Raw genomic sequence first — 25,673 nt, forward strand, 5'->3', positions numbered from 1 at the left:
AGAGTAGAACACCTTGAGGTTTAAAGGTAGACGAAACCACCATTGACTGTCACAATCATGCCCAAGGTGCACCCGGCGCCTGCAAGCATGCGAACGGAGAGCGGATGTCTGAGCAGAATGGCGAGTCGCGCAAGGTTGCCGGAGCGACCTATACACGCGCGGGTAGTGGGTACTTCGAGAAACGAACGCTGAAACGGTCGGCGGGTGTCTGGGGTTTGTGGGGCCTCGCCGTGGCCGCCGTCATCTCCGGCGACTTCTCGGGCTGGAACTTCGGCATCGACTTCGCCGGATTCGGCGGGATGCTGATCGCGTTCGCGATCCTCGTGATCATGTACTACGGCATGATCTTCTCGATCGGGGAGATGGCCTCGGCGATGCCGCACACCGGCGGCGCCTATTCCTTCGCCCGCTCGGCGATGGGTCCCTGGGGCGGTCTCGTCACGGGAGCCGCCGAGACGATCGAGTACGTCGCGACCACGGCGGTGATCGTGTACTTCTCCGCGTCCTACGCCAACGGGATCACGAGCGAGCTGCTCGGAATCGAGTTGCCGGGGTGGGTGTGGTACCTCATCCTCTACATCGTCTTCATCGCCCTGAACTCGGCGGGCGCCGCGATCTCCTTCCGCTTCGCGATCATCGTCTCGGTGATCTCGATCGCCATCATCCTCGTGTTCTCCGCCATGGCGGCCTTCTCCGGCGCCTTCAGCTGGGACGCGCTGTGGGACATCGTCCCCGACGAGGGTCAGTCCGCCTTCCTGCCGCACGGTGTGCTGCCGATCCTGTTCGCGCTGCCGTTCGCGATGTGGTTCTTCCTCGGCATCGAAGAGCTGCCGCTGGCCGCCGAGGAGTCGCACGATCCTGTCCGCGACATCCCGCGCGCCGGGCTCTGGGCTCGCGCCACGCTGATCGTCACCGGACTGCTCGTGCTGTTCCTCAACACCGGCATCCTGGGCGCGGAGGCCACGGGCGTCGCGGGCGAGCCCCTGCTCGACGGATTCCGCGCGATCGTCGGCGACCAGCTCGCCGCCGTGCTCGCACTGTTCGCACTGATCGGCCTGCTCGCCTCCCTGCAGGGCATCATGTTCGCCTACGGCCGCAACATGTACTCGCTCTCCCGCGCCGGCTACTACCCGCGCTTCCTCTCGCTGACCGGCAAGAGGCAGACCCCGTGGGTCGCGCTCGTGGTCGGGGCTGCGATCGGGTTCATCGCCCTGATCGTGCTCGACGTGCTGGCAGCGCTCGACGCTGAGGGCGCGGGATCCGTCGCCGGAGCGATCGTGCTGAACATCGCGGTGTGGGGCGCCGTGGTCGCGTACGCCCTCCAGCTGGTCTCGTTCATGATCCTGCGCCGGAAGTACCCGAACGCCGACCGCCCCTACCGCAGCCCGTGGGGCATCCCCGGCGCGGCCGTCGCGCTGGTGATCGCCGCCCTCATCTTCCTCGGCTTCCTGCTGAATCCGACGTTCGGCCCGGCGATCATCGCGATCGCGATCGTCTACGCGGTGATCCTGGTCGGGTTCGGGCTGTTCTTCCGGCACCGTCTGGTGCTCTCTCCGGAAGAGGAGTACGCGCTCTCCGGCGGCACGCACGGAGATCCGCAGGTCGAGGGCTACGACGCGATGGAGGACGAGGTCTTCGACGGCACGAAGTAGGCGGGGCGGGGAGCGCGGCTACTTCGAGTCGAAGTCGAATGCCTTGAGCAGTTCGACGACGGCCTTGTCGCGCTCGTCGCCGCCCTCTTCGAACATGTGCGTGACATGCGTGCGCAGGTGATTCTCGAGCAGCAGGCGGTTCAGTGACTCCAGCGAACGCTGGATCGCGCGGGACTGCGTGATGATGTCCATGCAGTACTCCTCGTTCTCGATCATCCGCGCGACACCGCGCATCTGACCTTCGAGGATGCTGGTGCGGTGCAGGGCGCGCTTCTTGATGTCTTCGATCACGAGATCGAGCGTAGTCCTGCGCATGAAAGGATGTCCCCATGCCGCGAACGCCGACGACGCTGCTCTCCCCCGCCGATCAGGAGCGCCGACGCGCCCTGCAGCGCATGAAGGCCGTGGCCCTCGGCGCACTGATCTTCATGGCCCTCGCCTTCGTGATCGCGTTCGCCCTGCAGCAGCGCGTCGAATGGCTGGCCTACGTCCGCGCTGCGGCCGAGGGCGGCATGGTCGGCGCTCTGGCCGACTGGTTCGCGGTCACGGCGCTGTTTCGGCATCCGCTCGGCATCCCGATCCCGCACACCGCGATCATTCCGACGCGCAAGGACGAGATCGGCCGCACGCTCGGCGAGTTCGTGGAGACCAACTTCCTCGAGGCGTCGGTCGTGCGCACGAAGCTCTCGAGCACGCCGATCGCCCAGCGTGCCGGCGAGTGGCTGGCGCAGCCCGCTCATGCCGAGCGAGTCGGAAACGAAGGAGCCGCGATCGCGACCGCGATTCTCAACGCTCTGAGCGACGACGATGTGCGCGACCTCATCACCGACCTCGCACGCGAGCACCTCGTCGCCCCCGAGTGGGGCACTCCTGCGGGTGTCTGGCTCGAGCGGATCGTGCAGGCCGACGCCCACCACGGCGCCGTCGATCTCGCCGTCGACAGCATCGCGACCTGGTTGGATGCCAACGCCGTGGCGTTCAACGGCCTCATCTCCCGTCGCCTGCCGTCATGGGTGCCCAAGCTCGCCCACCGATTCGTCGACGACACCGCCTACAACGAGGCCGTGCGCTTCATCCACGCTGTGCAGGGCGACCCGCAGCACCCTGCACGCCTTGCGATCGACGGCTACCTCGCACGCCTGGCCGACAATCTGCAGCACGACCCAGCCACACGGGCGAAGCTCGAGAATGCCAAGTCCACGCTGTTCGACAGCCCTCGTGTCGGCGCCCTCGCCGCCGAAGCGTGGAACACGGCGAAGAACGGACTGCTCGCCGCTCTCGCCGACCGCGACAGCGGTCTGCGCAGGCGCATCGCCCAGGCTCTGCAGGAGGTCGGCGAGCGGCTCACGACGGATTCCGCACTGCAGCATCGCGTCGACACGTGGGTGTCTGATGCCGCGGTCTTCGTGGTCGACCGCTACCGCCACGACATCGCGTCGATCATCACCGACACGGTGGGGCGCTGGGACCCGGCCGAGACCACTGAGAAGATCGAGCTCATGGTCGGACGCGACCTGCAGTACATCCGCCTGAACGGCACGATCGTGGGAGCTCTGGCCGGTCTGACGATCTTCTCGATCGCCCACGCCCTGATCCCCGGCGTCTAGATCGCGAGCCGGTCCGCCGGAGGCACGGTCGCCGCATCAGGCGGAACCTGCCCCGCGAGCCAACGCGCCAGCACGCCCTGAGGGACTTCCTCCTTGGTCAGCGCGAAGGCGTAGTGATCGCGCCAGTCGCCGTCGATGTGGATGTACCGTCGCCGCAGACCCTCGTATCGGAACCCGAGCTTCTGCACGATGCGCAGACTCGCCGCGTTCTCGGGCCGGATGCAGATCTCCATGCGGTGCAGGCCGTACTCCACGAAGCAGGCGTCGGTCGCGAGGGCTACGGCGGTCGGGGTGATCCCCTTGCCGGCGAAACGTTCACTGACCCAGTACCCGATCGTCGCCGAGCACAGGGATCCGCGCGCCACGCCCCACACATTGAGCTGACCGGCCACCTCGCCGTCGTACTCCATCACGAAGGGGTAGCCGACGCCGTCACGGTACTGCTGCAGGAGGCGACGGATGCTGAGCCTCATGTCGAACGAGACCGTGCCGTACGGAACCGTGGCCTCCCACGGCTGCAACCAGGACCGATTCGCGAGAAGCTCGTGCTGGAGGGCGCGCGCATCGCGTGTGCGCACGAGCCGCAGCTCGATCGGCCCGTGTCTCATTCCCGTCTGATCCATCGCCGCGACTCCGACGCCCGCGTCCGCCTAGAGGCGTTCCGCGAACTCCTTCAGCCAGGGGCGCAGCTCAGGGCCGAGATCGTCGCGGTCGGCCGCCAGCTGCACGATCGCCTTGATGTAGTCGACGCGGTCGCCGGTGTCGTAGCGGCGCCCGCGGAAGATCACGCCGACCACGCCGGGGCCGTTCTCGTCTGCGGCCAGCACCTGCAGGGCGTCGGTCAACTGGATCTCGCCGCCCTTGCCGGGGCCGGTCTGCTCGAGCACGTCGAAGATCGCCGACGGCAGCAGGTATCGGCCGATGATGGCGAGGTTGGATGGCGCGTCTTCGGGTGCGGGCTTTTCGACGAGACCGGTCACGCGCACGGCGTCCGATCCGTCGATCGGCTGCACGGCCGCGGCGCCGTACATCTGGATGCTGGAGGGATCGACCTCCATGAGGGCGATCACCGCAGCGCCGGTCTGCTCGTGCACCTCGATCATCTCGGTGAGCAGCGGATCGCGCTCGTCGATCAGGTCGTCGCCGAGCAGCACCGCGAAGGAGCCGTCGCCGACGTGCGCCTTCGCCCGCAGCACGGCGTGGCCGAGTCCCTTGGGCTCGCCCTGGCGGACGAAGTGGATGTCGGCGAGATCACTTGATTTGACGACCCGCTCGAGCCGACCGGTGTCGCCCTTCTCCATGAGCTTCACCTCGAGCTCGGGCACCGCGTCGAAGTGGTTCGAGATCGCGTTCTTGTTGCGGCCGAGGATCACCAGGATGTCGTGGATGCCGGCATCCACCGCCTCTTCGACCACGTACTGGATGGCGGGCTTGTCGACGACAGGGAGCATCTCCTTGGGCATCGCCTTCGTGGCAGGAAGAAACCTCGTGCCGAGACCTGCGGCGGGAATCACGGCCTTGATACGGTGCACACCCATGAACTCAGCCTAGTGCGCGGCTCCCCCGTAGACTCGGAACCATGTCGAACGACGTCGAGCACGCGAAACGGGCGCTGCGCGCCGAGCTGCGCGAACGCCGGCAGCTGCTGAGCGACGCTCAACGCGAGACCGCCGCGGCCGCCATCGGCGCACGTCTGGACGACCTGGTCGATTCTCTCGGCGCCCGATCGATCTCGTGCTTCCTGTCGACGACGACCGAACCGGGCACACGCGACTTCGTGACCCGTGCGGTCCGTCGCGGCATCCGCGTCCTGCTTCCCGTCACCCGGGCGGACGGCCTCCTCGACTGGGCCGTCGCGACCGACGACGGCGAGATCGCCGAGGGCCTGCACGGACTGCCCGAGCCTACGGGTGATGTGCTCAGCCCGATGGCCGTGAACGACGTCGACCTCATGATCATCCCCGCTGCGGCCGTCGATCGCACGGGAATGCGCATGGGGTGGGGCCGCGGCTACTTCGACAAGACCATCGGATCCATGGAGAAGTGCCCTCCCGTCTACGCGGTAATCTATGATTCCGAGGTACTCGACTCTCTGCCCAGCGAGGTGCACGACCAGCCGGTGACCGGCGTCGTGACCCCGACGCAGACCCTGATCCTGTCGCCTGCGCGACACTGACCCCCCGAGGACTCCTATGCCCACCTACGCCTATGCCTGCACGTCGTGCGGCCACCAGTTCGACGCTGTCCAGAGCTTCGCCGACGACGCCCTCACCGTCTGCCCCGAGTGCGGAGGAGCGCTGCGGAAGCAGTACGGATCGATCGGTGTGACCTTCAACGGCTCCGGCTTCTATCGGACCGACTCGCGGGCGAAGACTGGCGGATCGACGGATGCTTCGGCATCATCGAAGACGGAATCGTCGACAGGAGCCAAAAAGGCGCCCGCCTCGGCTCCGGCCTCGTCCTGAGGTCCTCGATCTGTTTGGGGGAGTTTCTGTGATCCAGGGATTCAAAGAGTTCATTCTCAAAGGCAACGTCATCGACCTCGCCGTCGCCGTGGTCATCGGCGGTGCGTTCACCGCGATCGTCAACGCGGTGGTCGCCAGCATCATCAACCCGCTGGTCGCCCTGTTCTTCGAGGCCGACGCCGCGGGCAAGTTCGGCCCGACCATCACCGGCATCTACGGCCAGAAGGTGACGTTCCCGCTCGGCGACCTCATCACGGCGATCATCAGCTTCCTCGCCGTCGCGGTCGTCGTCTACCTCGCCTTCGTGATGCCCATGAACGCCTACAAGGCGCGCAAGGCCGCCAAGAACCCGATCGCCGAGGAAGCCGCAGAGGCCACCGAGGGCGAGCTCCTCGCCGAGATCCGCGATCTGCTGAAGCAGCAGCGCAGCGCCTGATCCGCACTCCCGGACGCCCGCCCTCTCATCGAGACGGCGGGCGTTCTGCGTCAGTAATGGGGCGGGACGTCCTGGCGCAAGCGGTCGTCGTTGGGGCCTTTTCCTTCGGATGCCACAGCGGGACGCTCCGGCTTCTCACCCGTTTCAGGTTCCGGGTCGGTACCGGGCACGGGCGTCAGACGGGCTCTGCGCGAGCCCGCGACGCGCACGATGCGCTGCTCGCCGTTCTCGGTCATCTCAGCCGTCGATGGGGTCGATCGGCTGGGTGTCGTTCTCGGCACGAGGGGCGGACGCCGAGATCCCCAGCACCTCGGCGATCCGGGTGGCAGCAGTCGCAGGATCGCTGTACAGATCGAAGGCGTGCACGCGCACGTAGTGCCAGCCGAGCCGACGCAGCACGTGCGGACGAAGCCGCAGCGTCTCGCGGAGCGACTCGCCACGGGACTCGGGATCGGACTCGATCACCACCGCCTTGCCCCTGTGCTGAGCCACGAGCGGCAGGAGTCCGCGGTAGTCGACGTCGACCGAGGCGCCCAGTCGCCGCAGCTCCCGGGCGAGGGCCAGGGTGAGCGGATCGGCGAGATCCTCGAGACGCGCCTCCCGGCTGCGTGTCGCGAGGCCGCCGAGGATCGACATCAGCGTGGCCGCACCGAACTCCAGACGCCCGTCGTCGAACGCAGACGGGCGGATCGACGAGACGATCACCATCGAGCGGCGTGCCCGGGTCATCCCGACAGTGAGCAGCCGCTCGCCGTCCGGCGTGGACAGATCGCCGAAGTCGCTGAGCACGCGGCCGTGCTTGGTCAGGCCGAAGCCCAGCGAGAAGATGACGCGATCACGGCTCTCCGCCACGGACTCCTCGAGCGTGAGCACCGCGAAAGGCTCGGCGGTGTCGCGCCCCACGAAGTCGGCGACGTCGGACCGCCCGGCGAACGCGGAGGTCACGGCGGCGCGCACGCGCTCGGCGTGGCGGGCGCTCGCGGTGACGACCATGAGCGACTCGTCCGGTCGATGAACGGCGTGCTCGACGACCAGCGTCACCACCCGTGCCACCTCGGCATCCGGGCTCTCCACCGCGCCCGAGACGGGGTCGGGTGCGCCCGTGCCGCCCTCGACGTAGTCCACCGTGAGGCTGCCGCGTCCGAGATAGGAGCCCGCCCAGGGCAGCGAGACGATCTCGCCGCCGTAGAAGGCGTCGTTGATGAGCTCGACGAGGTCCTCTCCCCCGGCGCGATAACTGCGCGTGAGGGTCATGACAGGCAGGAGCTCGGAGAGGCGCTCGAACACGGATACCTCGTCGAACGGCACCTCGGCCTCCCAGGACGGACCGGGGTCGACGGCGACGTGGAAGGGTTTGGGCTTCTGCGTGACCGGATCGCCGAACGCGACGACCTGGCGAGCACGACGGATCGCCGGCGTCGCCTCCGCAAGGTTGATGGCCGCGGCATCGACCAGCAGCACGGTATCGAACTCGACCGAATCGGGGATCTCGGGGACCAGGTACGGCGAGGATATCCACACGGGTGCGAGCGCATTCACGAGAGTGGGGGCCGCGCTGACGATCTCCGCCGTGGTGGTGCCCGCCTGCTTCAGGGCGCGGCGCAGGTTCTGAGACTCGTGGGGCTCGTCGACGATCGCGATCTTCCACTGGTTCGCCAGCTGCCATGCCAGCAGGGGCCCCGCCGCCGCGGCGTGCGCCTCATCGACGAGGCGGAAGTCGCGCTCCAGGCGGTCGACGACCGCGGTGTTCGCGCCCAGCAGCGCGCGGTCGTCCTGCAGCGCGCGCTCGAGCAGCGACTGCCACCACGCGAATTCGAGCTCGTCGCCCACGCGGGCCTCGGACACGTGACGCACCGAGAGCTCGGCGAGAAGCGGGCCGATTCCGAGTTCCTCGAGCCGGTCGCGCAACTGCGCGCGCTCGACCAGATTGTCGAACACGTCTGACTTCGCCGCCGAGCCCGGCGAGCGTGCGCACGAGCCGCGCGACGGGAAGGGAGGAGAGAGGTTCGCGGCGGCCGAGCGCCGCATCGAGCTCGGCGAGTTCCGCATGCACGCGCTGCCATGAGGCGTACACCTCGGCGAGCCCGAGCGGAACCTCCGGCGCGACACCCGCGTCGACGCAGCGCTGCCACTGGGTGCGCTGGGTCTGGATGCGCAGCAGTGCCTCATGCATCTCGGTCACGTGCACGCCGGGGCGCACGTACTCCTTCGCGAGCTTGCGCAGACGGCGACGGTTCGCGCCCGACATGCCCGGTGCGTCGCGGCGCGAGCCGTGGGCCTGGATGAGCTCGCCGAGCGGTCGCTCGAACACGGTGGGGCTGAACCGGTCGAGCGAGTCGCGGATGCCCTGCAGCAGTCGCAGATACTCGCCCAGTTCATCGATCGTCGCGAACGGACGCATATGCGTCTGCGCGATCAGCGCATATCCCCGCTCGAGCAGGGCGGGAACGCTCGTGGAGTGCAGGCGGCCCGCCAGCTCGTGCGCCGAACGGGCGGCCTCCGTGCTGCTGAAGGTGACGCCGTACCACGGGGAGTCGTCGGGTCCGAAGCGGAACTCGCCGAGCCGTGCGGCGTGCGCGAGGGCTTCGGATGCCGCTGAGCGGTCGCCGGAGAGCCGGCGCAGCGTGTCGGTGCTGAGCCGGGCGGTGGTCGACGGGGGCTGCGGCAGCGAAGCCAGCCGGGTGAGGTGACGCGTCGCGTCGAGCACGGATGCACCGGTTCCCTGCACGTCGCTCGTGAGCGCCTTGCGGTAGTCGCGGAGCACGGTGCGCAGTCTCACCAGCGCATCATCGACGTCGCTGACCTTGGGAGCCGTGGCCTTCTCGTTGCGTCCGATCGCGCGGACCAGGTCACGGCGGACGCCGGCGGTCGAGACGGCGAGGCTGTCGAGGCCGATGCCGGAGAGACGATGGCGGACGCCGTCGAGGGTCGATCTCCTGGCCGAGACCACGAGCACGCGCCGGCCGGCGCGCACCAGCTCGCCGAGCGCGTTGATGACGGTCTGCGTGCCGCCTGTGCCCGGAAGCGTCGCCACCGTCAGCGAGTGGCCGGCGGCGATCCGGGCCAGCACGGCCTCCTGCTCGGCATCCGCATCGAGCAGCAGGTTGTCGGATGCCGGGGCTCGATCGTCCGGGCCGGTGTAGCGGGGCGCAGGGCGAGCAGCCGTGACCTGCTCGCGGTCGCCGACGTGGCCCGCGAGCGCATTGAGCATGACGTTGTCGAGGTTGCGGGTGTCTCGCGACATCGCTCCCCCGACATCGGCGAACACCGATACGACCAGTCGCGGCTGCACGGAGAAGGTCTCGATCGAGCGCGCGGTCGCGCGCAGGCTGTCGATCACAGGCTGAGGCTTGAAGATGCCCCCGTCATAAGCGAGAGCCGCGAGCGCTGCCGCATCGATCGTGATTCCGAAATGCTCGCGCGCGATGCGCACGAGCTCCGGGTTCACCTCGAAGGCGCCCTGGAGTTTGAGCTCGAAGTCCGAGTGGTGCCGTCGGATCGCGAGCGGTCGCAGCAGCACAGGAGCGGCGAAGTCCGCCCCGCCGATCTTCCAGCCGGCCACGCCGACGGCGAGGTGCACGGCTTCGATCCCCCGCACGGTGCGCAGTTCGGTGTTCTTCGCCGTGATGCGCTCGGCTGCGAGACGCGCGGTGCGCAGCCCCACTTCGTCGCGGAACAGGTTCGACAACAGCGTGGACTTGCCGGTGATGAACTGCGGGAGGCTTCCGGGGTGCGCCTTCGAGATGTCGATTCCCGAGGAGGCGGTGTCGCGGAAGGCGACGAGCGGCGAGGGTCCGCCGAGATCCGCGGCCTCCGCTCTCAACCGCGTGCGCTCGGCCTCCGCCGCATGCGCGACATCGATCCCGGTAGCGGACCCGTTCAGCTCGCCGAGGGTCACTGAGGCGTCCGTCGCCGCTTCTTCCGCAGCCTTGCCATCACGTCGCCACACCCTCTCACCCTACGCGCGACACGCCGCGGGCGACGGTATCCCCGGCGGGTTTCACGGGAATCCCCGTGCTGAGCGGGACATCTGCCGGTCCGAACGACTCGTCCTGCACGGATGTCTTGTCCGGAAGAGTCTTCCCCCGATCTCGGGCGCCGGCCCCCAGGGGCAGGAGGCGCGCGTCAGGATAGGGGCATGACCTACCGCTACGACTTCGCGCCGACACCGTTCGGCGACGCCCTCGCGGTCTTCTCCGACGAGGGGATCGTGAGCTTCGACCTGTCAGAGACCGCCGACCCGTCGGTGCCATGGCTGCTCGAGGGCATCTCCTCGCGCCTGCGCGCGATGCCCGAGCCCGACCCCGGCGCCGCAGACGAACTCGCCCACCTGCTCGACGCGTACTTCGATGGCGAGCGCGTGCGGTTCGACGAGCACCTCCGGCTCGACTGGCGCCTGGCAGACGGGTTCGCGTTGGCCGCGCTGCAATCGATCTGCACGATCGAATGGGGCGAGACCCTCAGCTACGGCGAGGTCGCCGTGCTCACCGGACACCCCGGAGCCGCGCGCGCGGTGGGCACGGCCTGCCGGCTCACGCCCTTCTCGATCATCGTTCCTGTGCACCGCGTCATCCGCTCCGATGGCACACCGGGGCACTACGGCGCGCATCCGGAGCGCAAGAGGTATCTGCTCGATCTCGAAGCGCAGCGCCGATAGACGACGCGGACCCCGGTGTGTAGGCCGCCGGGGTCCGCGTGCTCCGCCTGTCCGCCTTAGTGCTCCACCGCCTTCTCGGCGCCGAATCCGGTCAGCGAGCGAACCTCCATCTCCGCCGCGAGCTGCCTGGATTCCTGAACCGAACTCGTGATGGTGCCCAGCCAGCCGAGCAGGAAGCCCAGAGGGATCGACACGATGCCCGGGTTGTTCAGCGGCCAGACCGCGATGTCGATGCCCGGGATCATCGCCGTCGGCGATCCGGAGAAGACCGGAGACAGCACGATGAGGATGATCGCGGCTCCGAGACCGCCGTACATGCTCCATACCGCACCGCGGGTGTTGAAACGGCGCCAGAACAGCGAGTACAGGATCGTGGGAAGGTTGGCGGAGGCTGCGACCGCGAAAGCCAGCGCCACCAGGAAGGCGATGTTCTGCCCTTGCGCCCCGATTCCGCCGAAGATCGCCAGGATGCCGATCACGATCACCGTGCGTCGTGCGACGCGCACCTCGCCGTTCGGATCAGCCGCCACCGGGTTGCCCTCCGCATCTCTGCGGCCCTTCTGGATCACGTTCGCGTAGATGTCGTGCGCGAACGAGGCGGCGGCCGTGATCGTCAGCCCTGCGACCACCGCGAGGATCGTCGCGAACGCGACGGCCGAGATGAAGCCCAGCAGGATCGGCCCGCCGAGCTTCAGGGCCAGCAGCGGAGCGGCAGAGTTCGGCCCGCCCGGTGCGGCGGCGATGACGTCGGCTCCGACCAGAGCACCGGCCCCGTACCCGAGCACGAGCGTGAGCAGGTAGAAGCCGCCGATGAGCCAGATCGCCCAGACCACCGATCGACGCGCCTCCTTCGCAGTCGGCACCGTGTAGAAGCGCATCAGCACGTGCGGCAGGCCCGCCGTGCCGAGGACGAGCGCCATGCCCAGTGACAGGAAGTCGAGCGGGTTCGCGCCGTACTGCAGACCCGGTCCGAGGATCGCATCGCCCTTCGGGGAGTTCGCGACGGCGGACTCGAGCAGGCCGTTCAGGCTGAAGCCGTTGATCGCCAGCACCCACAGCGTCATCGCGAGGGCGCCCGCGATCAGCAGGATCGCTTTCACGATCTGCACCCACGTGGTGCCCTTCATCCCGCCGATCAACACGTACACGATCATGAGGATGCCGACCACCGCGATCACGATCGACTGCCCCACCCGCCAGTCGATGCCGAGCAGCAGCGAGACGAGGCCGCCGGCTCCTGCCATCTGCGCCAGCAGATAGAAGAAGCACACCGCGAGAGTCGTGATCGCCGCCGCCATGCGCACGGGGCGCTGCTTGAGCCGGAACGACAGCACATCGGCCATGGTGAACTTGCCCGTGTTGCGCATCAATTCGGCCACGAGCAGCAGCGCGACCAGCCAGGCCACGAGGAATCCGATCGAGTACAGGAAGCCGTCGTACCCGTTGATCGCGATGGCTCCGCAGATGCCGAGGAAGGACGCGGCCGACAGATAGTCGCCCGCGATTGCGAAGCCGTTCTGGGGACCTGTGAAGGAGCGGCCTGCGGCGTAGTAGTCGGCGGCCGTCTTGTTGTTGCGGCTGGCTCTGATCACGATGAACAGCGTCACCGCGACGAAGGCGACGAAGATCGAGATGTTGAGGATCGGGTTGATCTCGAGGTCGACCGGTGCGGCGGCATGCACGACGATCATGATTGCGCCTGCGCCTTCTCGAGTTCTTCACGGATCTCGGTGGCGATCGGATCCAGTCTTCTGTTCGCGAATGACACGTACCACATGGTGATGGCGAATGTCGTGACGAACTGTCCCAGTCCGAAGAGCAGCCCGACGGTGATATCTCCCCACACTCGTTGCGCCATGAAGTCGCGCGCGAATGCTGCGAGCAGCACATATACGAAATACCAGACGAGGAAGAACGCCGCGAGCGGGAAGATGAATGATCGTTGTGTGCGTTTGAGAGTGCGGAAACGCGGGGATTCCTCGACCGCGATGTAGTCGATCGATCCCGCGTCCGTTGAGGGATTCTGTTCGTTCATGGGGCCTCCTTGCCACATGTGCTTCCGTCTCTCGCGAGCGACCTCGCGAGTGGTAGGGTCGACGCTACGAAATGGGGGCACGATGTCGTCACCCCCGGAAGTAGGTAGTCGTGAGCAGCCCGCAGGGGATGGAATCCGAGGCGGAACTCGTCGCCCGCGCGGTGCGCGAGCTCGCTCAGCGCACCCGCTTCCCGGTGGCCTTCGGCGGTCTTGTCGACGACGGTGTCGTGAGCGTCACGAGCATCTTCGGCAACCGCACGCGCGCCCTCGACGGGCTCAGGGTCCGGCCCGAGCGCGGTCTCGGTGGGCGGGCGATGATGGAGCAGCGCCCGCGGATGACGAGCGACTACGGCTCCTCCCGGCAGATCACGCACGACTACGACGGCTTCGTGCTCGGTGAAGGCCTGCGGACGCTGCTGGCGCTGCCGATCGTCGTAGGAGGGCGACCCCGCGGAGTTCTGTACGCAGGCGCCTGGGAACAGACTCCGGTCGGCGGGGTGACGACGGCTCCCGCGATGCAGATCGCTCAGGCCGTGGCCGACGAACTCCGTATCCGCGACGAGGTCGATCGTCGACTGCGCACCATCACTCCACCCGCTGATGCCGTGGCCCCACCGCAACGCGAGGAGCTGCGGGAGAGTTTCGCAGAACTGCGCAGCATCGCGGCGGCGGTCGACGACACCGATCTGCGTGCGCGCATCGCCGGAGTGGAGGCGCGTCTGGTCGCGCTCGCCGGCGACGCGCATCCGACCGCGACAGGCCCCATCCCGACCGTCCATCTCTCTCCCCGCGAGACCGACGTTCTCGCGTGCGCGGCGCTCGGAGCGACCAATGCCGAGATCGCGGCTCAGCTCGGGCTCCGAGAGGGAACGGTGAAGGCGTACCTCGGTACCGCGATGTCGAAGCTCGACGCGTCGACCCGCCATTCAGCCGTGGCGAAGGCTCGGCGCGCCGGTCTGCTGCCCTGATCCGCCCAGTCCCTGCCCAGCGCCGATTGCTACCATGGGCATCGGTCGGCGAACCCCGGCCCCGGACGAGGCAGACCAGTACCCGGTGAGCGCAAAGACTGGTCCGAAAGGACCATCATGTCGTGGATCGTTCTCGTCGTCTCCGGAATCCTCGAGGCCGTCTGGGCGACGGCTCTCGGAAAATCCGACGGCCTGACCAAGCTCTGGCCGAGCGTGATCTTCTTCGTCGGCCTCGCCGCGTCGATGTTCGGTCTCGCATTCGCCATGCGCGATATCGCAACCGGCACCGCGTACGCCGTCTGGGTCGGAATCGGCGCAGCCCTCACTATCGTCTGGGCGATGATCACGGGCGACAGCGAGATCTCCTGGCTGCGCATTCTTCTGCTGATGGGATTGGTCGGCTGCATCGTCGGGCTCAAGCTGATCGACCCCGGACACAAATAGAATTCTTGGCGCAATAGTGAATTCCGACTAATGTCGGATTCATGGCAAGAAGAATTGTGCACCAGTTGGTCGACGACATCGATGGCAGCGTTCTCGAAGCGGGTGAAGGCGAGACCGTTCGATTCTCGCTGAACGGCGCTTCATACGAGATCGATCTGAATGACGAGCACGCTGCAGAATTGCGTGCCGCATTCGAGCCCTACATCTCCGCCGGACGACGAGCGGGGTCCACCCCTTCCGTCGCCCGCACTGCGGCACCGCGCAAGCGGGCGGCGCGCAATCCCGAGGTGGCGGCGATCCGCGCCTGGGCGAACGACAACGGATACACGCTCTCGGAGCGCGGGCGCATCCCCGCTCCCGTCGTCGACGCCTACAACGCGGCGCACTGACTCAACGGTCGCGCTCGCCGGCCCCCGCCCAGGGTTCGTCGGTGAGCGCGATCTCGCCCGCCATGTCATCGAGGAAGCGGATGACGACGTCGCGCTCCTCCGGAGAGAGACGCGCCGCTGCATGGAACCGCTTGGCATGCTGGCGCCCCACCGTCTCCATGGCCGCGCGGCGCGACTCGGGCGTGATCGTGATCGCGAGCGCCCGTCGATCCGAGGGATGCGCTGACCGGACGATATGGGCGCCGCGAGCCAGCCGATCGAGGAGCTTCGTGGTGGACGCCGTCGAGATGCCCAGATGCGCGGCGATCGCGCCCGGGGTTGCGACGGTTCCCTGGTTCTCGCACACGATCAGGAAATGCAGGGCGCGCATGTCCGTCCTGTTCAGCTGCATGTAGCGCAGAGACGCCTCCGAGAGCTTGTCCTCGGCGTCTCGCAGCCTGCCGAGCGCGCGCATGAGCGCACTCACCTGCGCGACATCGTCCGGACGCATGTCCGACCGGTCGACCAGCTCGCCGCGCGGGTCGCTCGCGTCGACGTCGTAGACCGCCGCCCCCATCGAGGCGACTCGGTCGCGAGGTTCATCGGAGTGCATGAGTCGATGATAGACCTCGATTGGTTTCATGCTAGGTTCTTTACTTGCCAGGCTAGCTAATCGATACGGCGGGAGATTCGTATGATCCAGTCCACCGGAACCAGGCGAGACCGCACGTCGCGACGGCGCTCGTGGACGCGGGCTCTCCTTCCGGCTGCGCTGATCCTGGTCTGGTTGGCAGGAGCCGGCCTCGGCGGACCGCTGTTCGGAAAGGTCGACGAGGTCTCGTCGAACGACCGCACCGCCTACCTGCCCGAGTCCGCAGATGCGACGCAGGTGCAGAAGCTCCTGGGTGAGTTCACAGACAGCGACTCGATACCGGCGGTCGCCGTCTTCGTCACCGACGAGAAGCTGTCCGAGGCCGACACGAAGGCGCTGAGCGAAGCGGTGGCGAGTGCCACGAAGGTCGAGGGGGTCGACGACGACGTCTCTCCCGCGATCGTGAGCGACGACTCCCAGGCGGCCCAGGCGTTCATCCCGATCCGCAGCGATGCGGATCTCGCAGGCACCGTGGAGGCGCTGGCCGCCCACCTCCGCTCCGCCGCCCCCGACGGCGTCGCCGTGTACATCACAGGCCCCGCGGGGTTCTCCGCAGATCTCGTCGCCGGCTTCGCCGGCATCGACGGTCTCCTGCTCGGCGTCGCGCTGCTCGCGGTGCTCGTGATCCTGGTACTCGTCTATCGCTCGCTGCTGCTGCCGGTGGTCGTGCTCTCGACGAGCCTGTTCGCGCTCTGCGTCGCTCTCCTCGCCGTCTGGTGGCTCGCGAAGGCAGGGATCCTGCTGCTCAGCGGCCAGACTCAGGGCATCCTGTTCATCCTCGTGATCGGGGCTGCGACCGACTACGCGCTGCTGCTCGTCTCGCGCTTCCGCGAAGAGCTGCGCTCGACACAGGACAAGGGCGCGGCCCTCGCTGCCGCTTGGAAGGGCGCACTCGAGCCCATCGTCGCGTCCGGCGGCACCGTGATCGCCGGCCTTCTCTGCCTGCTGCTGAGCGACCTCAAGTCGAACAGCACCCTCGGCCCCGTCGCCGCGATCGGCATCCTGTTCGCCATGCTCGCTGCCCTCACGCTGCTCCCCGCACTGCTGATGCTGTTCGGCCGTGCCGTGTTCTGGCCACGTCGACCTGCTTTCGACCCCGATGCCGTCGCGGCGGAGGACGGCAGGGCCGCCACGGGGATCTGGGCCCGGCTCTCCGGCCTGATCGCTCGGCGTCCTCGCGCGATCTGGATAGGCACGACCGCCCTGCTCTTGATCGGCGCCGCGGGCCTCACCCAGCTGAGCGCCACGGGTGTGCCCCAATCGGACCTCGTCCTCGGTTCATCCGAGGCGCGCGACGGCCAATCCGCCCTCGGGGAGCATTTTCCGGGCGGCTCGGGCAGCCCGGTGTACGTCGTCATCGACGAGGCCCGTCTTCAGGATGCCGCCGACGTCCTGCTCGCCTCCGACCATGTGGACGGAGCGACTGTCGTGGCCGCCGATTCACGGGGCGGCTCGGCGCCGGTCAGCGCGGCCGGCATCGTCGCCGCAGGCGCACCGGGCGCGCCCTTGCCGGAGCCCACCGTCGTCCGCGGAGACATCCTGCTGCAGGCGACGCTGACCGACGCCGCCGATTCGGATGCCGCGGCATCCGCCGTCCGCGAGCTCCGATCCGAACTCGACCCGCTCGGCGCCCTCGTCGGCGGCGTGACGGCGACCTCGATCGACACGAACGACGCCTCGATCCACGACCGCAACCTGATCATCCCGGTGATCCTGGGCGTGATCATGGTGATCCTGATGCTGCTGCTGCGCTCACTGCTCGCGCCGGTCCTGCTCATCCTCACCACGGTGCTGTCGTTCGGCACCGCGCTCGGGGTCTCGGCACTCGTCTTCGACGGCGTCTTCCGCTTCCCCGGCGCGGACCCCGCGGTACCGCTCTATGGATTCGTGTTCCTCGTGGCACTCGGGATCGACTACAACATCTTCCTGATGACGAGGGTCCGCGAGGAGTCGCAGCGGCACGGCACCCGCGACGGCATCCTGCGCGGCCTCTCGATCACGGGCGGCGTGATCACCTCGGCCGGTCTCGTCCTGGCGGCGACCTTCGCGGCGTTGTCGGTGATCCCGATCCTGTTCCTGGTGCAGCTCGCGTTCATCGTGGCATTCGGCGTGCTGCTCGACACCTTCGTCGTCCGCTCGCTCCTCGTGCCGGCACTCGCCCATGACATCGGCCGGTGCATCTGGTGGCCGTCGAGGCTGTGGCGCTCGGGCGACGAGTGAACTCAGACGGCGAGCCTCCGGCGTGCTCGCGCGCTCCAGCGTCCGCCGTCGTGCGCGACGTCGATCGGATGCCGGAACGCCGCGCTGATGGTCTCCGAGGTCACGACGTCCGCGACGGCGCCCGCAGCGAGCACGCGTCCGTCTGAGATCACCATCGCGTGGGTCGTGCTCTCGGGGAGCTCTTCGAGGTGATGCGTCACGAGCACCGAGGCGACCTCTGGTTCGCTCCGGGAGAGGTCGTCGATCGTCTCGAGCAGCTGCTCGCGCGCGGCGACGTCCAGGCCGGTCGTGGGCTCGTCGAGCAGGAGGAGGGCCGGAGAGGCGGCGAGCGCACGCGCGATGAGCGAGCGACCGCGCTCGCCCTGCGACATGGTGGGCCAGTGCGCATCGCCGCGGTCGCCGAGGCCGACCAGAGCCACGAGCTCCGCGGCACGACGGCGCTGGGGATCCGTCGGCTCCCAGCGCATCATCCGCTCGATCGTGCCGGTGAACCCGGTGAGGACGACGTCGAAGGCTGTGAGATCGGAGCGGATCGGATGCCGGGGGTTCACATGCCCGATGTGCCGGCGCAGCTCCTGGAGGTCGACGCGCCCCAGTCTCCTGCCCAGCACGTCGACCGTGCCGGAGGTGGGATGACTCTGCGCGCCGCAGAAGCCAAGGATGGTGCTCTTGCCTGCGCCGTTCGGGCCGAGAAGCGCCCAGTGCTCTCCCGCCCCGACCTGCAGATCGATGCCGTGGAGGATCTCTCTGCCGTTTCGACGGAACGAGACACCGTCGAGCCGCAGCACGTCGTCGCTCATGCCAGTGCGTCCTTGAGCTCGAGCAGATGGTCACGGCTCTCCGCTCGCGCAGCATCCGCGTCGCGCGCGATCACCGTGTCGGCAAGCCGCACGTGCCGGCGATGGTCCTCCGCGCCCCCGAAGTCCACGCGGATCCGGAGCATCTCGATCATGGTCTGCCTCAACCGAGGCGTCAGGCCATCGAAGAGGTCGAGCAGGATCGGATTGTGCGCTGCCGCGATGATCGCCCGATGGAACGCGGTGTCGGCGTCGACGTGCTCCTCGATCGAGGCGACGGCGGCGGCGCGGTGCTCCAGCGTACGACGGATCGCTCGGACGTCGGCGGCGGTGCGGCGGGTCGCGGCGAGAGCGGCCGCCTCGGACTCGATCGCGATCCGGGCCTCGATCACGCTGACGATGTCGGCGCGGCGGAGCACCGCGTCCCAGTCCTCGGGCGCATCGAGAGCAGTCACGAAGACACCGGCGCCCTGGCGACTGGCGAGCACCCCACGGCCGGCGAGCTGCCGGATCGCCTCGCGCACCGTCGACCGGCCGACTCCGAGCTGCGGAGCGAGGGTCGTCTCTCCCGGCAGCTTCTGGCCGAGCTGCCATTCGCCGGCGCGAATGCGACCGAGAAGCAGATCGGCGGCCTGATCGGCGAGCGGAGTGCGGTGGATCTGTGGCATGTCCTCGAGTATAACTTGTCAACTTGTCTGAGGAGTTGATACCGTCTTCACCCATGAGCTCCCGCCCCTTCCCTACCCTGTCGACGCCAAGCGGCCCCGTGCCCTCCGACGCCCCGAGCTGGAACCGCCAGCGCGGCTCCCAGATGCCCTCGCACCGCTACCTCTCCGCCCACGACCGGGTCCCGCTTCCGCTGACAGACCGGATCTGGCCGACACGCCGGCTCACCCAGGCGCCGCTGTGGGTGCCCGTGGATCTCCGCGACGGCAACCAGGCTCTCGCCGAACCCATGGATCCCGCCAGGAAGAGGCGCTTCTTCGAACTCATGGTCGCCATGGGGTACAAGGAGATCGAGGTCGGATATCCCTCCGCATCGCAGACCGACTTCGACTTCGTCCGGCTCGTCGCCGAGAGCGACATCGCTCCCGACGACGTCACGATCGTCGTGTTCACCGCGGCGCGGCGCGATCTGATCGAACGCACGGTCGCCTCGATCGACGGCATCCGCAATCCCGTGGTCATCCACGTCTACACCGCGACAGCGCCGACGTGGCGCGATGTCGTGCTCGGCCGCTCGAGAGACGAGCTGAGGCAGCTGATCCTCGCGGCGGGAGAAGACGTGCTCGCACTCGCCGGAGACCGGCCGAACGTGCGATTCGAGTTCTCGCCCGAGGTGTTCAACCTCACGGAGCCCGACTACGTCCTCGACCTGTGCGACGCCATGACCGCGCTGTGGGATGCGACACCCGAACGACCCGTCATCCTGAACCTCCCCGCCACCGTCGAGATCGCCACGCCCAACGTCTACGCCGACCAGATCGAGTACATGCACCGCAACCTCGCCCGACGCGACGGCGTGATCCTCTCGGTGCATCCGCACAACGACCGCGGCACGGGCATCGCGTGCGCCGAGTTGGCCGTGCTGGCAGGAGCGCAGCGCGTCGAGGGCTGCATCTTCGGCAACGGCGAGCGCACAGGCAACGTCGACATCGCGACTCTCGCGCTCAACCTGCACGCCCAGGGCGTCGATCCCAAGATCGACTTCTCCGACATCGACGAGATCCGGCGGACCGTCGAGTACTGCAACGGCATCGAGGTGCATCCGCGGCATCCGTACGTCGGCGATCTCGTGCACACGGCCTTCAGCGGCACCCACCAGGACGCGATCCGCAAGGGGTTCGCGGAGCACCGGGCGCGTGCGACCGCCGAGGGCGCAGATGAACGCGACCTGGCCTGGCGGGTTCCGTACCTGCCGATCGATCCCGCCGACCTCGGCCGCGGCTACGAGGCGGTCATCCGCGTGAACTCGCAATCGGGCAAGGGCGGCATCGCCTATCTGCTCGAGACGGAGTACGGGGTCGAGCTGCCCCGGCGGTTGCAGATCGACTTCGCGCGCCGGGTGCAGGAACACGCGGATGCCGTCGGCGATGAGCTGTCGGCCGCAGAGCTGTGGGCGCTGTTCGAGAGCAGCTACCTGCTCGGGGCACGAGGGCCGGAGCTCGTGCACTACCGCATCGACGACGAGCAGACGGAGGTCACCGTGCGCGTGGACGACGCCGAGCACTCGCATCGGACCGACGACCTCGGCCCCGTCGAGAGCCTCGTGTCCGCTCTCGCAGCCGCCGGAATCGCCCTCGAGGTGCTCTCCCTGCATCAGACGAGCGTCGGCTCCGGTGCCGGAAGCGACGCGCTCACTCTGGTGGAGTACCGCAGCGCGGCGGCGGTCGGGTGGGCCGCGGGCCGTGCGCGATCGGTGCTAGAGGCGAGCTTCGCGGCCGTGATGCGGGCGGGGGCTCATGTCGCGGGAGTCGGGGTGGCGTGAGGGGAGCCGGGGTCTGGCGGGGGCGGCGTCGGAGGGGAGACGTCGTGCCCCGCTGGGGGCTGGGTCCGGTGGAGGGCGCGGATGTCGTGCCCTCGCGTCCCCATCGGCCACTCGACGCGCCGCGGGTTCTGTAGGCGGGGAACGTGGAGAGGGAGGGCGGCGCGTCGAGCCTCCGGCCGACGGGGCCCCTCTGTCGAGGGAGACTAGACGTCCGAAAGGGGCCGCCTCCGGCGACCCCTTTCGGACGTCGTGCCCTCGACAGGATTCGAACCTGCGACCTGCCCTTTAGGAGAGGGCTGCTCTATCCTGCTGAGCTACGAGGGCCTGCAACAAGCTTAGAGGAATCCCGGCGACGTTCCGCGGCGGCGGCGGCTGCTGCGGCGGCGGCATCCGGTATCTTCGGGTTCGTCGGCGGCATCCGCCGTTCGACGACGACCAGGAGGACGACGATGACAGATCCGTCGAGGCCAGAAGACCACAACCCCTACGCTCCGCCGCCCGCCGGCGAGCCCGTCGTGCCACCGGCAGCGGCGCCTCAGGAAGGGCCCCCGCCCGCGTACCAGCCGCCGGCGGCTCAGCCGCCGCAGTACCCGGCAGCGCAAACGCCTTCGTATCCCGCCGCCCAGCCACCGCAGCATCCCGGAGCGGCCTACCCCGGCGCCCCTGGCGCCGGCCCGCAGTCCGCGCCACCCGCAGCCAAGAACTCGGCCAAGGCCTCGAGCATCATCTCGCTCGTGGCCGGGGCCGTCTCGATCTTCCTGCTGCCGTACATCGCCGGCATCGTCGGCATCGGCACGGGCGTGACGGCGATCCGCATGAACACTGCGGCGAAGAACTCGGGCAGCGGGTTCAACGGCGCTTACACGGGCATGGCCATCGGCGGCATCGTCCTCGGTGCACTCGGCATCGTCCTGAAGCTGGTCCTCGACATCGCGCTGCGCTGAGCGACCGGATCACGCCGCGAGAGCGAGATACGGCTCCCACCGGGGATCGCTGCGCTCGCTCCCCCGCACCGTCCACGACGTCCCGTGCGGGGGACGCGGCGTGAACCGCAACTCCCAGTGCATCTCCTGGGGAGTGCGGTTGCTCTTGACGTTGTTGCAGCGCAGACAGCAGGCGACGAGGTTCTCCCAGGAATCGGCTCCTCCGCGCGACCGCGGCAGAACGTGATCGATCGTCGACGCCGCCTTGCCGCAGTAGCCGCACCGGTGGTTGTCGCGACGCAGCACCCCGCGTCGAGTGACCGGCACCCGCCTGCTGAGCGGCACGCGGACGTACCGCGAGAGGATGATCACCGCCGGCCTGTCATAGACGCCGTGACTCCCCCAGACAGGATCGTCATCGACCCGCTCGATCACCGTGGCCTTGTCGTTCATGACCAGGACCAAGGCTCTCTTGAAAGACACGATCGCAAGCGGTTCGTATCCGGCGTTCAGGACCAGTGTGCGCATTCGTCATCCTCTCGATCCGCCGGGACGGCTTCCCGGCACTCTCGACTCACACGAGGCCGCGCAATCGGCAGAGCGATCGCAGGGACGAAAAAAGGCGCCGTCTTAGAGACAGCGCCTTGCACGCACGGCAGCACCGTGGCGTCCCTGCGGCCGATGCTGAAGGACGTGACGACCGAGGGCATCCATGGTGCGGATGCTCGGTATCTGTTCCATCAGCCTCTCCCGTCAGTGCGACAACGGGAACAGGCTAACCCATTCCCCTGTGGACTGGGCGAAACTCCGGGTGAACGCTCTGAGGCGTGTCCGCGACGGATGCCAGGGATCAGCCGGCGTTGGCGGCGAGCCAGCCGATCGGCTCGACCAGCGTGCCGTTGATCTTGACCTCGAAGTGGAGGTGGTTAGCGGTCGAGTGGCCCGTGCTGCCGACGAGCCCGATGAGCTGGCCCGCCTCGACGGTCTGGCCGACCTCGACCTGACGCGTGCCATAGGTCATGTGGCCGTAGGTGGTCGAGACGCGCTGTCCACCCACCACGCTGTCGATCACGACGCCCACACCGTATCCGTAATAGCTCTCGGAGGAGACGCGGACCACACCGGCGGCGGCGGCGTAGATCGGGGTGAGAGCGGGGCACACCATGTCGGCGCCGTTGTGACCGCTGCCGAGGGTGCGGCTCACGTTGTACGATCCCTGCGGCAGCGGGTAGCGCACCTCGCCGGAGCCGGGCGACACCAGGGCGTATTTGCTGATGTCGAAACCAGTGGACGCGGACGCGGTGGACGCCGCGGCAGCCGCGCGCGCTGCGGCGGCCTCTTCCGCCTTCTTCTTCTCGATCTCTTCAGGCGTCGTGGCCGTGAAGGCCCCGTGCACGAGGGGGGCGGCCGTCGCCTCGGACGCCACGATGAGGGACTGGGCGTCGACGGCGGCGAGCTGCTGAAGGGTCGTCGCCTCTTCGGCCGGCTTCGACTGGGCGTACGCGGGAAGGGCGATGGCGGCGACGAGAGCGCCCACTGCGCCGAAGATCGCGACGGAACGGAGCGGCTTCATGACGCTTCGGGCCGGTGTGCGAGCGCCCGTACGACGGGCGACTGCGCGGTCTTCGGTTGTGTTCGCGGGCGATTCGATGTCTGCGGCCAAAATCATGTCCTCCAGGGCCTGCACGCTCGGGTAGCGCTGGCTCGTCGGCACTCTGCTTCTCGTGGCACGAATGTAGCTCGGGGTACTTTGTGCGTTTTCACCGCGAAGACGACGAGCCTGAAAGGCGACCATCGCGGGTAACCGCCAGCGGGCTTCTTCGCTGGCGACCTGTCCGAGGTTACCGGAAGATAACGATCGTGTCACCCTGCAAAGCTGTTAATCGCCGGGGAGCAGGTTCGCGGAGGGGTCGAAGGTCAGGCGGGTTCTCCGACGAGGAAGATGTGCGAGGCCAGTTCGACGGGAAGCTCGAGCCCTTCTTCCTTGCCTTCCATCTGGATGAGGACGTACCCCTCGTTGAAGCGGTAGTCGCCCTTCGCTCCGGGCATGACGCCCGCATCGCGCAGCTGCTCGAGCAGTTCCGGATCGACCTGCGCAGGCTCGGCGAGACGGCGCACAGTGCCCTCGATGGGTTCGCCCGCCGCAGTCAGCTTCTGCACGAGACCGATGACGCCCTCGTCGAACGTGCGTGCGGGCAGGTCCCCGAGCTGGTCGAGACCGGGGATGGGGTTGCCATAGGGCGACTCGGTCGGATGACCGAGGAGTTCCACCAGCCGCCGCTCGACCTGCTCGCTCATCACGTGCTCCCAGCGACAGGCCTCTTCGTGGACGTATGCCCAGTCGAGCCCGATCACGTCGGAGAGCAGGCGCTCGGCGAGACGATGCTTGCGCATCACGTCGACGGCCTTGCGCCGCCCTGCGTCGGTGAGCTCCAGCGTGCGGTCTTCGGACACGACGACGAGTCCGTCGCGCTCCATGCGGCCCACGGTCTGGGACACCGTCGGACCCGAGTGCCCGAGACGCTCGGAGATGCGCGCCCGCAGCGGCACGATGTTCTCCTCCTCGAGTTCGAGGATGGTGCGGAGGTACATCTCCGTGGTGTCGATCAAGTCGGTCATCTGGCCCTCCGGGTCTTCTTAGGCAAGCCTACATTCCTGCAGGGACATCGGCGCGTCACGCGGCGAAACCCCGCCGGCCGCGCACCCTAGAATCGACCCATGGCGATCGAGATTCCCCGTGACCTCCTGCCCGCAGACGGCCGCTTCGGATGCGGCCCCTCGAAGGTGCGGCCGGAGCAGCTCGATGCGCTCCTCGCCGCGGGGGCGAGCGTTCTCGGCACCTCGCACCGCCAGGCGCCGGTGAAGAACCTGGTCGGGAGCGTTCGCGAGCAGCTCGCGGCCCTCTTCCGCCTTCCCGACGGCTACGAGATCATCACGGGCAATGGCGGCTCCACGGCGTTCTGGGATGCTGCGGCCTTCGGCCTCATCGAGAAGCGCAGCCAGAACCTCGTCTTCGGCGAGTTCGGCGGCAAGTTCGCGTCCGCCGCTGCAGCACCCTGGCTGCAGGCCCCCGACGTCCGCAAAGCCGAGCCCGGATCGCGCGTCGCGGCCGAGATCGTCGACGGCGTCGACGTGTACGCATGGCCGCACAACGAGACCTCAACCGGCGTGTCCGCCCCGATCGAGCGCATCGCGGCGGCAGGTGCGCTCACCGTCATCGACGCCACGAGCGCGGCGGGCGGCATCGACTTCGATGCCGCGCAGGCTGACGTCTACTACTTCGCACCGCAGAAGAACCTCGGATCCGACGGCGGCCTGTGGTTCGCCGCCGTGTCCCCCGCGGCGATCGAGCGGATCGAGCGTATCGCGGCATCCGACCGCTACATCCCCGAGTTCCTCAGTCTGAAGAACGCGGTCGACAACTCCCGGCTGAACCAGACGCTGAACACTCCGGCGCTCACGACGCTGCACCTGCTCGACAGCCAGCTCCGTTGGATCCTCGCAGGCGGCGGGCTCGAGTGGGCCGCCGCCCGCACCGCCGAGTCCTCCGGTGTGCTGTACGACTGGGCGGAGGCCAGCCCGGTCGCGACGCCGTTCGTCGCAGATGCGGCGCACCGCTCCCCCGTGGTAGTCACGATCGACTTCGATGAGACCGTGGATGCCGCTGCTGTCGCGAAGACTCTGCGCGCCAACGGCATCGTCGACACCGAACCGTACCGAAAGCTCGGCCGCAATCAGCTGCGGGTGGCGACGTTCGTCTCCATCGAACCTGACGACGTGCGTCAGCTCACCCGCTCCCTCGACTACGTCCTGGGGAACACCGGCGCCTGACACGCGAGCGTGCCGCAGGGCTCCCCACGGCACGCTGTCGGCGCTTCTTCGCGTGCCGAACGATCAGCGCAGCTGATTCACGCACCGGATCCCGCATCCGGAGAGCGGGTGCTCCGAGGCGCGTCCCTCC

At 68.2% G+C, this 25,673-nt stretch carries 25 protein-coding genes, 1 tRNA gene, 1 pseudogene and 1 riboswitch; of the genes and pseudogenes, 13 read left to right on the top strand and 14 right to left on the bottom strand.

What is annotated here, in order from left to right; translation table 11 throughout:
* Positions 1–104 precede the first annotated feature (104 nt).
* A complete protein-coding gene (locus QFZ53_RS16540; RefSeq protein ID WP_292906345.1) occupies positions 105–1,652 on the top strand; it encodes an amino acid permease in 1,548 nt (515 codons plus the stop codon).
* A gap of 18 nt (positions 1,653–1,670) precedes the next feature.
* On the opposite strand, the gene QFZ53_RS16545 is transcribed toward QFZ53_RS16540, so the two are convergent.
* Positions 1,671–1,943 carry a metal-sensitive transcriptional regulator gene (locus QFZ53_RS16545; protein WP_067201624.1) on the bottom strand — a complete coding sequence of 91 codons (273 nt, stop codon included), beginning with the start codon at positions 1,941–1,943 and terminating at the stop codon, positions 1,671–1,673.
* A 38-nt stretch (positions 1,944–1,981) separates the two neighbouring features.
* On the opposite strand from QFZ53_RS16545, the gene QFZ53_RS16550 reads away from it, so the two are divergent.
* On the top strand, positions 1,982–3,259 hold the full coding sequence (locus QFZ53_RS16550; RefSeq protein ID WP_307298277.1) for a DUF445 domain-containing protein: 1,278 nt from the start codon (positions 1,982–1,984) through the stop codon (positions 3,257–3,259).
* Here the strand turns inward: QFZ53_RS16550 and QFZ53_RS16555 are convergent.
* Positions 3,256–3,867 carry a GNAT family N-acetyltransferase gene (locus QFZ53_RS16555; RefSeq protein WP_292906351.1) on the bottom strand — a complete coding sequence of 204 codons (612 nt, stop codon included), beginning with the start codon at positions 3,865–3,867 and terminating at the stop codon, positions 3,256–3,258. The two genes, QFZ53_RS16550 and QFZ53_RS16555, sit on opposite strands and share 4 nt — an antisense overlap.
* A gap of 42 nt (positions 3,868–3,909) precedes the next feature.
* Positions 3,910–4,797, bottom strand: a complete 888-nt coding sequence (gene galU, locus QFZ53_RS16560) for a UTP--glucose-1-phosphate uridylyltransferase GalU (protein ID WP_292906353.1) — start codon at positions 4,795–4,797, stop codon at positions 3,910–3,912.
* 41 nt (positions 4,798–4,838) lie between these two features.
* Between galU and QFZ53_RS16565 the strand changes: the two genes are divergently transcribed.
* Genes QFZ53_RS16565 through mscL form a run of 3 tightly spaced genes read left to right on the top strand, consistent with a single transcriptional unit; the run spans position 4,839 to position 6,160 of the window.
* Positions 4,839–5,435, top strand: coding sequence for a 5-formyltetrahydrofolate cyclo-ligase (locus QFZ53_RS16565; protein ID WP_292906355.1), 597 nt, complete (start codon positions 4,839–4,841; stop codon positions 5,433–5,435).
* Positions 5,436–5,451: 16 nt separating this feature from the next.
* Positions 5,452–5,724 (top strand): FmdB family zinc ribbon protein, encoded by a 273-nt coding sequence (locus QFZ53_RS16570; protein WP_292906357.1) that lies wholly within the window; start codon positions 5,452–5,454, stop codon positions 5,722–5,724.
* Between the two features lie 28 nt (positions 5,725–5,752).
* Positions 5,753–6,160 (top strand): large conductance mechanosensitive channel protein MscL, encoded by a 408-nt coding sequence (gene mscL, locus QFZ53_RS16575; RefSeq protein WP_292906359.1) that lies wholly within the window; start codon positions 5,753–5,755, stop codon positions 6,158–6,160.
* A 50-nt stretch (positions 6,161–6,210) separates the two neighbouring features.
* Here mscL and QFZ53_RS16580 read toward each other — a convergent pair whose 3' ends face one another.
* Together QFZ53_RS16580 and QFZ53_RS16585 are read right to left on the bottom strand one after the other, a co-directional pair.
* Positions 6,211–6,396, bottom strand: a complete 186-nt coding sequence (locus tag QFZ53_RS16580; RefSeq protein WP_307298282.1) for a hypothetical protein — start codon at positions 6,394–6,396, stop codon at positions 6,211–6,213.
* 1 nt (position 6,397) lies between these two features.
* Positions 6,398–10,109: pseudogene (locus tag QFZ53_RS16585) on the bottom strand (AAA family ATPase).
* A gap of 189 nt (positions 10,110–10,298) precedes the next feature.
* Here QFZ53_RS16585 and QFZ53_RS16590 point away from each other — a divergent pair.
* Positions 10,299–10,817, top strand: coding sequence for a methylated-DNA--[protein]-cysteine S-methyltransferase (locus QFZ53_RS16590; protein WP_292906365.1), 519 nt, complete (start codon positions 10,299–10,301; stop codon positions 10,815–10,817).
* Between the two features lie 56 nt (positions 10,818–10,873).
* Here QFZ53_RS16590 and QFZ53_RS16595 read toward each other — a convergent pair whose 3' ends face one another.
* Both QFZ53_RS16595 and QFZ53_RS16600 read right to left on the bottom strand, forming a co-directional pair.
* Complete coding sequence (locus QFZ53_RS16595; protein WP_292906367.1) at positions 10,874–12,508, bottom strand: solute symporter family protein; 1,635 nt, start codon at positions 12,506–12,508, stop codon at positions 10,874–10,876.
* Positions 12,505–12,852, bottom strand: coding sequence for a DUF485 domain-containing protein (locus QFZ53_RS16600; protein WP_292906369.1), 348 nt, complete (start codon positions 12,850–12,852; stop codon positions 12,505–12,507). Before QFZ53_RS16600 ends, QFZ53_RS16595 begins: the two co-directional genes overlap by 4 nt.
* A 110-nt stretch (positions 12,853–12,962) precedes the next feature.
* Here QFZ53_RS16600 and QFZ53_RS16605 point away from each other — a divergent pair, with 110 nt between their 5' ends.
* The 3 genes from QFZ53_RS16605 (at position 12,963) to QFZ53_RS16615 (ending at position 14,653) form a co-directional block, all read left to right on the top strand.
* Positions 12,963–13,820 carry a LuxR C-terminal-related transcriptional regulator gene (locus tag QFZ53_RS16605; protein WP_292906371.1) on the top strand — a complete coding sequence of 286 codons (858 nt, stop codon included), beginning with the start codon at positions 12,963–12,965 and terminating at the stop codon, positions 13,818–13,820.
* A 39-nt stretch (positions 13,821–13,859) separates the two neighbouring features.
* Positions 13,860–13,927, top strand: a riboswitch (guanidine-III (ykkC-III) riboswitch).
* Positions 13,928–13,937: 10 nt separating this feature from the next.
* Positions 13,938–14,264 carry a DMT family transporter gene (locus QFZ53_RS16610; protein WP_292906373.1) on the top strand — a complete coding sequence of 109 codons (327 nt, stop codon included), beginning with the start codon at positions 13,938–13,940 and terminating at the stop codon, positions 14,262–14,264.
* Between the two features lie 41 nt (positions 14,265–14,305).
* On the top strand, positions 14,306–14,653 hold the full coding sequence (locus tag QFZ53_RS16615) for a histone-like nucleoid-structuring protein Lsr2 (protein WP_292906375.1): 348 nt from the start codon (positions 14,306–14,308) through the stop codon (positions 14,651–14,653).
* A 1-nt stretch (position 14,654) separates the two neighbouring features.
* Here the strand turns inward: QFZ53_RS16615 and QFZ53_RS16620 are convergent, their stop codons facing one another.
* Complete coding sequence (locus tag QFZ53_RS16620) at positions 14,655–15,245, bottom strand: MarR family winged helix-turn-helix transcriptional regulator (protein WP_307298288.1); 591 nt, start codon at positions 15,243–15,245, stop codon at positions 14,655–14,657.
* Positions 15,246–15,326: 81 nt separating this feature from the next.
* On the opposite strand from QFZ53_RS16620, the gene QFZ53_RS16625 reads away from it, so the two are divergent.
* Complete coding sequence (locus tag QFZ53_RS16625; protein WP_307298290.1) at positions 15,327–17,504, top strand: MMPL family transporter; 2,178 nt, start codon at positions 15,327–15,329, stop codon at positions 17,502–17,504.
* Between the two features lie 2 nt (positions 17,505–17,506).
* On the opposite strand, the gene QFZ53_RS16630 is transcribed toward QFZ53_RS16625, so the two are convergent.
* Positions 17,507–18,304 (bottom strand): ABC transporter ATP-binding protein, encoded by a 798-nt coding sequence (locus QFZ53_RS16630; protein ID WP_307298292.1) that lies wholly within the window; start codon positions 18,302–18,304, stop codon positions 17,507–17,509.
* The gene (locus QFZ53_RS16635) at positions 18,301–18,969 is read right to left on the bottom strand and encodes a FadR/GntR family transcriptional regulator (protein ID WP_307298293.1); all 669 of its coding nucleotides are present in this window, start codon (positions 18,967–18,969) and stop codon (positions 18,301–18,303) included. Before QFZ53_RS16635 ends, QFZ53_RS16630 begins: the two co-directional genes overlap by 4 nt.
* A gap of 53 nt (positions 18,970–19,022) precedes the next feature.
* Between QFZ53_RS16635 and QFZ53_RS16640 the strand changes: the two genes are divergently transcribed.
* Positions 19,023–20,789 carry a 2-isopropylmalate synthase gene (locus tag QFZ53_RS16640; protein ID WP_307298295.1) on the top strand — a complete coding sequence of 589 codons (1,767 nt, stop codon included), beginning with the start codon at positions 19,023–19,025 and terminating at the stop codon, positions 20,787–20,789.
* 250 nt (positions 20,790–21,039) lie between these two features.
* On the opposite strand, the gene QFZ53_RS16645 is transcribed toward QFZ53_RS16640, so the two are convergent.
* Positions 21,040–21,113 (bottom strand) — tRNA-Arg (locus tag QFZ53_RS16645).
* A gap of 125 nt (positions 21,114–21,238) precedes the next feature.
* On the opposite strand from QFZ53_RS16645, the gene QFZ53_RS16650 reads away from it, so the two are divergent.
* Positions 21,239–21,733, top strand: a complete 495-nt coding sequence (locus QFZ53_RS16650) for a hypothetical protein (protein WP_307298297.1) — start codon at positions 21,239–21,241, stop codon at positions 21,731–21,733.
* Positions 21,734–21,742: 9 nt separating this feature from the next.
* On the opposite strand, the gene QFZ53_RS16655 is transcribed toward QFZ53_RS16650, so the two are convergent.
* The 3 genes from QFZ53_RS16655 to QFZ53_RS16665 form a co-directional block, all read right to left on the bottom strand.
* On the bottom strand, positions 21,743–22,240 hold the full coding sequence (locus QFZ53_RS16655; protein WP_307298300.1) for an HNH endonuclease: 498 nt from the start codon (positions 22,238–22,240) through the stop codon (positions 21,743–21,745).
* A 322-nt stretch (positions 22,241–22,562) separates the two neighbouring features.
* Entirely contained in the window at positions 22,563–23,426 is an 864-nt protein-coding gene (locus tag QFZ53_RS16660; protein ID WP_307298302.1) for a M23 family metallopeptidase, read from the bottom strand.
* 203 nt (positions 23,427–23,629) lie between these two features.
* A complete protein-coding gene (locus tag QFZ53_RS16665) occupies positions 23,630–24,331 on the bottom strand; it encodes a metal-dependent transcriptional regulator (protein ID WP_292906391.1) in 702 nt (233 codons plus the stop codon).
* A gap of 99 nt (positions 24,332–24,430) precedes the next feature.
* Here QFZ53_RS16665 and serC point away from each other — a divergent pair, with 99 nt between their 5' ends.
* Positions 24,431–25,543, top strand: a complete 1,113-nt coding sequence (serC, locus tag QFZ53_RS16670; protein WP_307298304.1) for a phosphoserine transaminase — start codon at positions 24,431–24,433, stop codon at positions 25,541–25,543.
* The last annotated feature ends 130 nt before the right edge of the window (positions 25,544–25,673 follow it).

Origin of the sequence: Microbacterium natoriense, assembly GCF_030816295.1 — a bacterium.
Taxonomy (GTDB): domain Bacteria; phylum Actinomycetota; class Actinomycetes; order Actinomycetales; family Microbacteriaceae; genus Microbacterium; species Microbacterium natoriense_A.

Bases quoted from the DNA above. Each gene is read 5' to 3' on its own strand.
- QFZ53_RS16540 (WP_292906345.1), top strand. From the start codon at position 105: ATGTCTGAGCAGAATGGCGAGTCGCGCAAGGTTGCCGGAGCGACCTAT.
- QFZ53_RS16550 (WP_307298277.1), top strand. From the start codon at position 1,982: ATGCCGCGAACGCCGACGACGCTGCTCTCCCCCGCCGATCAGGAGCGC.
- QFZ53_RS16555 (WP_292906351.1), bottom strand. From the start codon at position 3,867: ATGAGACACGGGCCGATCGAGCTGCGGCTCGTGCGCACACGCGATGCG.
- galU (WP_292906353.1), bottom strand. From the start codon at position 4,797: ATGGGTGTGCACCGTATCAAGGCCGTGATTCCCGCCGCAGGTCTCGGC.
- QFZ53_RS16565 (WP_292906355.1), top strand. From the start codon at position 4,839: ATGTCGAACGACGTCGAGCACGCGAAACGGGCGCTGCGCGCCGAGCTG.
- QFZ53_RS16570 (WP_292906357.1), top strand. From the start codon at position 5,452: ATGCCCACCTACGCCTATGCCTGCACGTCGTGCGGCCACCAGTTCGAC.
- QFZ53_RS16580 (WP_307298282.1), bottom strand. From the start codon at position 6,396: ATGACCGAGAACGGCGAGCAGCGCATCGTGCGCGTCGCGGGCTCGCGC.
- QFZ53_RS16590 (WP_292906365.1), top strand. From the start codon at position 10,299: ATGACCTACCGCTACGACTTCGCGCCGACACCGTTCGGCGACGCCCTC.
- QFZ53_RS16595 (WP_292906367.1), bottom strand. From the start codon at position 12,508: ATGATCGTCGTGCATGCCGCCGCACCGGTCGACCTCGAGATCAACCCG.
- QFZ53_RS16600 (WP_292906369.1), bottom strand. From the start codon at position 12,852: ATGAACGAACAGAATCCCTCAACGGACGCGGGATCGATCGACTACATC.
- QFZ53_RS16610 (WP_292906373.1), top strand. From the start codon at position 13,938: ATGTCGTGGATCGTTCTCGTCGTCTCCGGAATCCTCGAGGCCGTCTGG.
- QFZ53_RS16615 (WP_292906375.1), top strand. From the start codon at position 14,306: ATGGCAAGAAGAATTGTGCACCAGTTGGTCGACGACATCGATGGCAGC.
- QFZ53_RS16620 (WP_307298288.1), bottom strand. From the start codon at position 15,245: ATGCACTCCGATGAACCTCGCGACCGAGTCGCCTCGATGGGGGCGGCG.
- QFZ53_RS16625 (WP_307298290.1), top strand. From the start codon at position 15,327: ATGATCCAGTCCACCGGAACCAGGCGAGACCGCACGTCGCGACGGCGC.
- QFZ53_RS16630 (WP_307298292.1), bottom strand. From the start codon at position 18,304: ATGAGCGACGACGTGCTGCGGCTCGACGGTGTCTCGTTCCGTCGAAAC.
- QFZ53_RS16635 (WP_307298293.1), bottom strand. From the start codon at position 18,969: ATGCCACAGATCCACCGCACTCCGCTCGCCGATCAGGCCGCCGATCTG.
- QFZ53_RS16640 (WP_307298295.1), top strand. From the start codon at position 19,023: ATGAGCTCCCGCCCCTTCCCTACCCTGTCGACGCCAAGCGGCCCCGTG.
- QFZ53_RS16650 (WP_307298297.1), top strand. From the start codon at position 21,239: ATGACAGATCCGTCGAGGCCAGAAGACCACAACCCCTACGCTCCGCCG.
- QFZ53_RS16655 (WP_307298300.1), bottom strand. From the start codon at position 22,240: ATGCGCACACTGGTCCTGAACGCCGGATACGAACCGCTTGCGATCGTG.
- QFZ53_RS16665 (WP_292906391.1), bottom strand. From the start codon at position 24,331: ATGACCGACTTGATCGACACCACGGAGATGTACCTCCGCACCATCCTC.
- serC (WP_307298304.1), top strand. From the start codon at position 24,431: ATGGCGATCGAGATTCCCCGTGACCTCCTGCCCGCAGACGGCCGCTTC.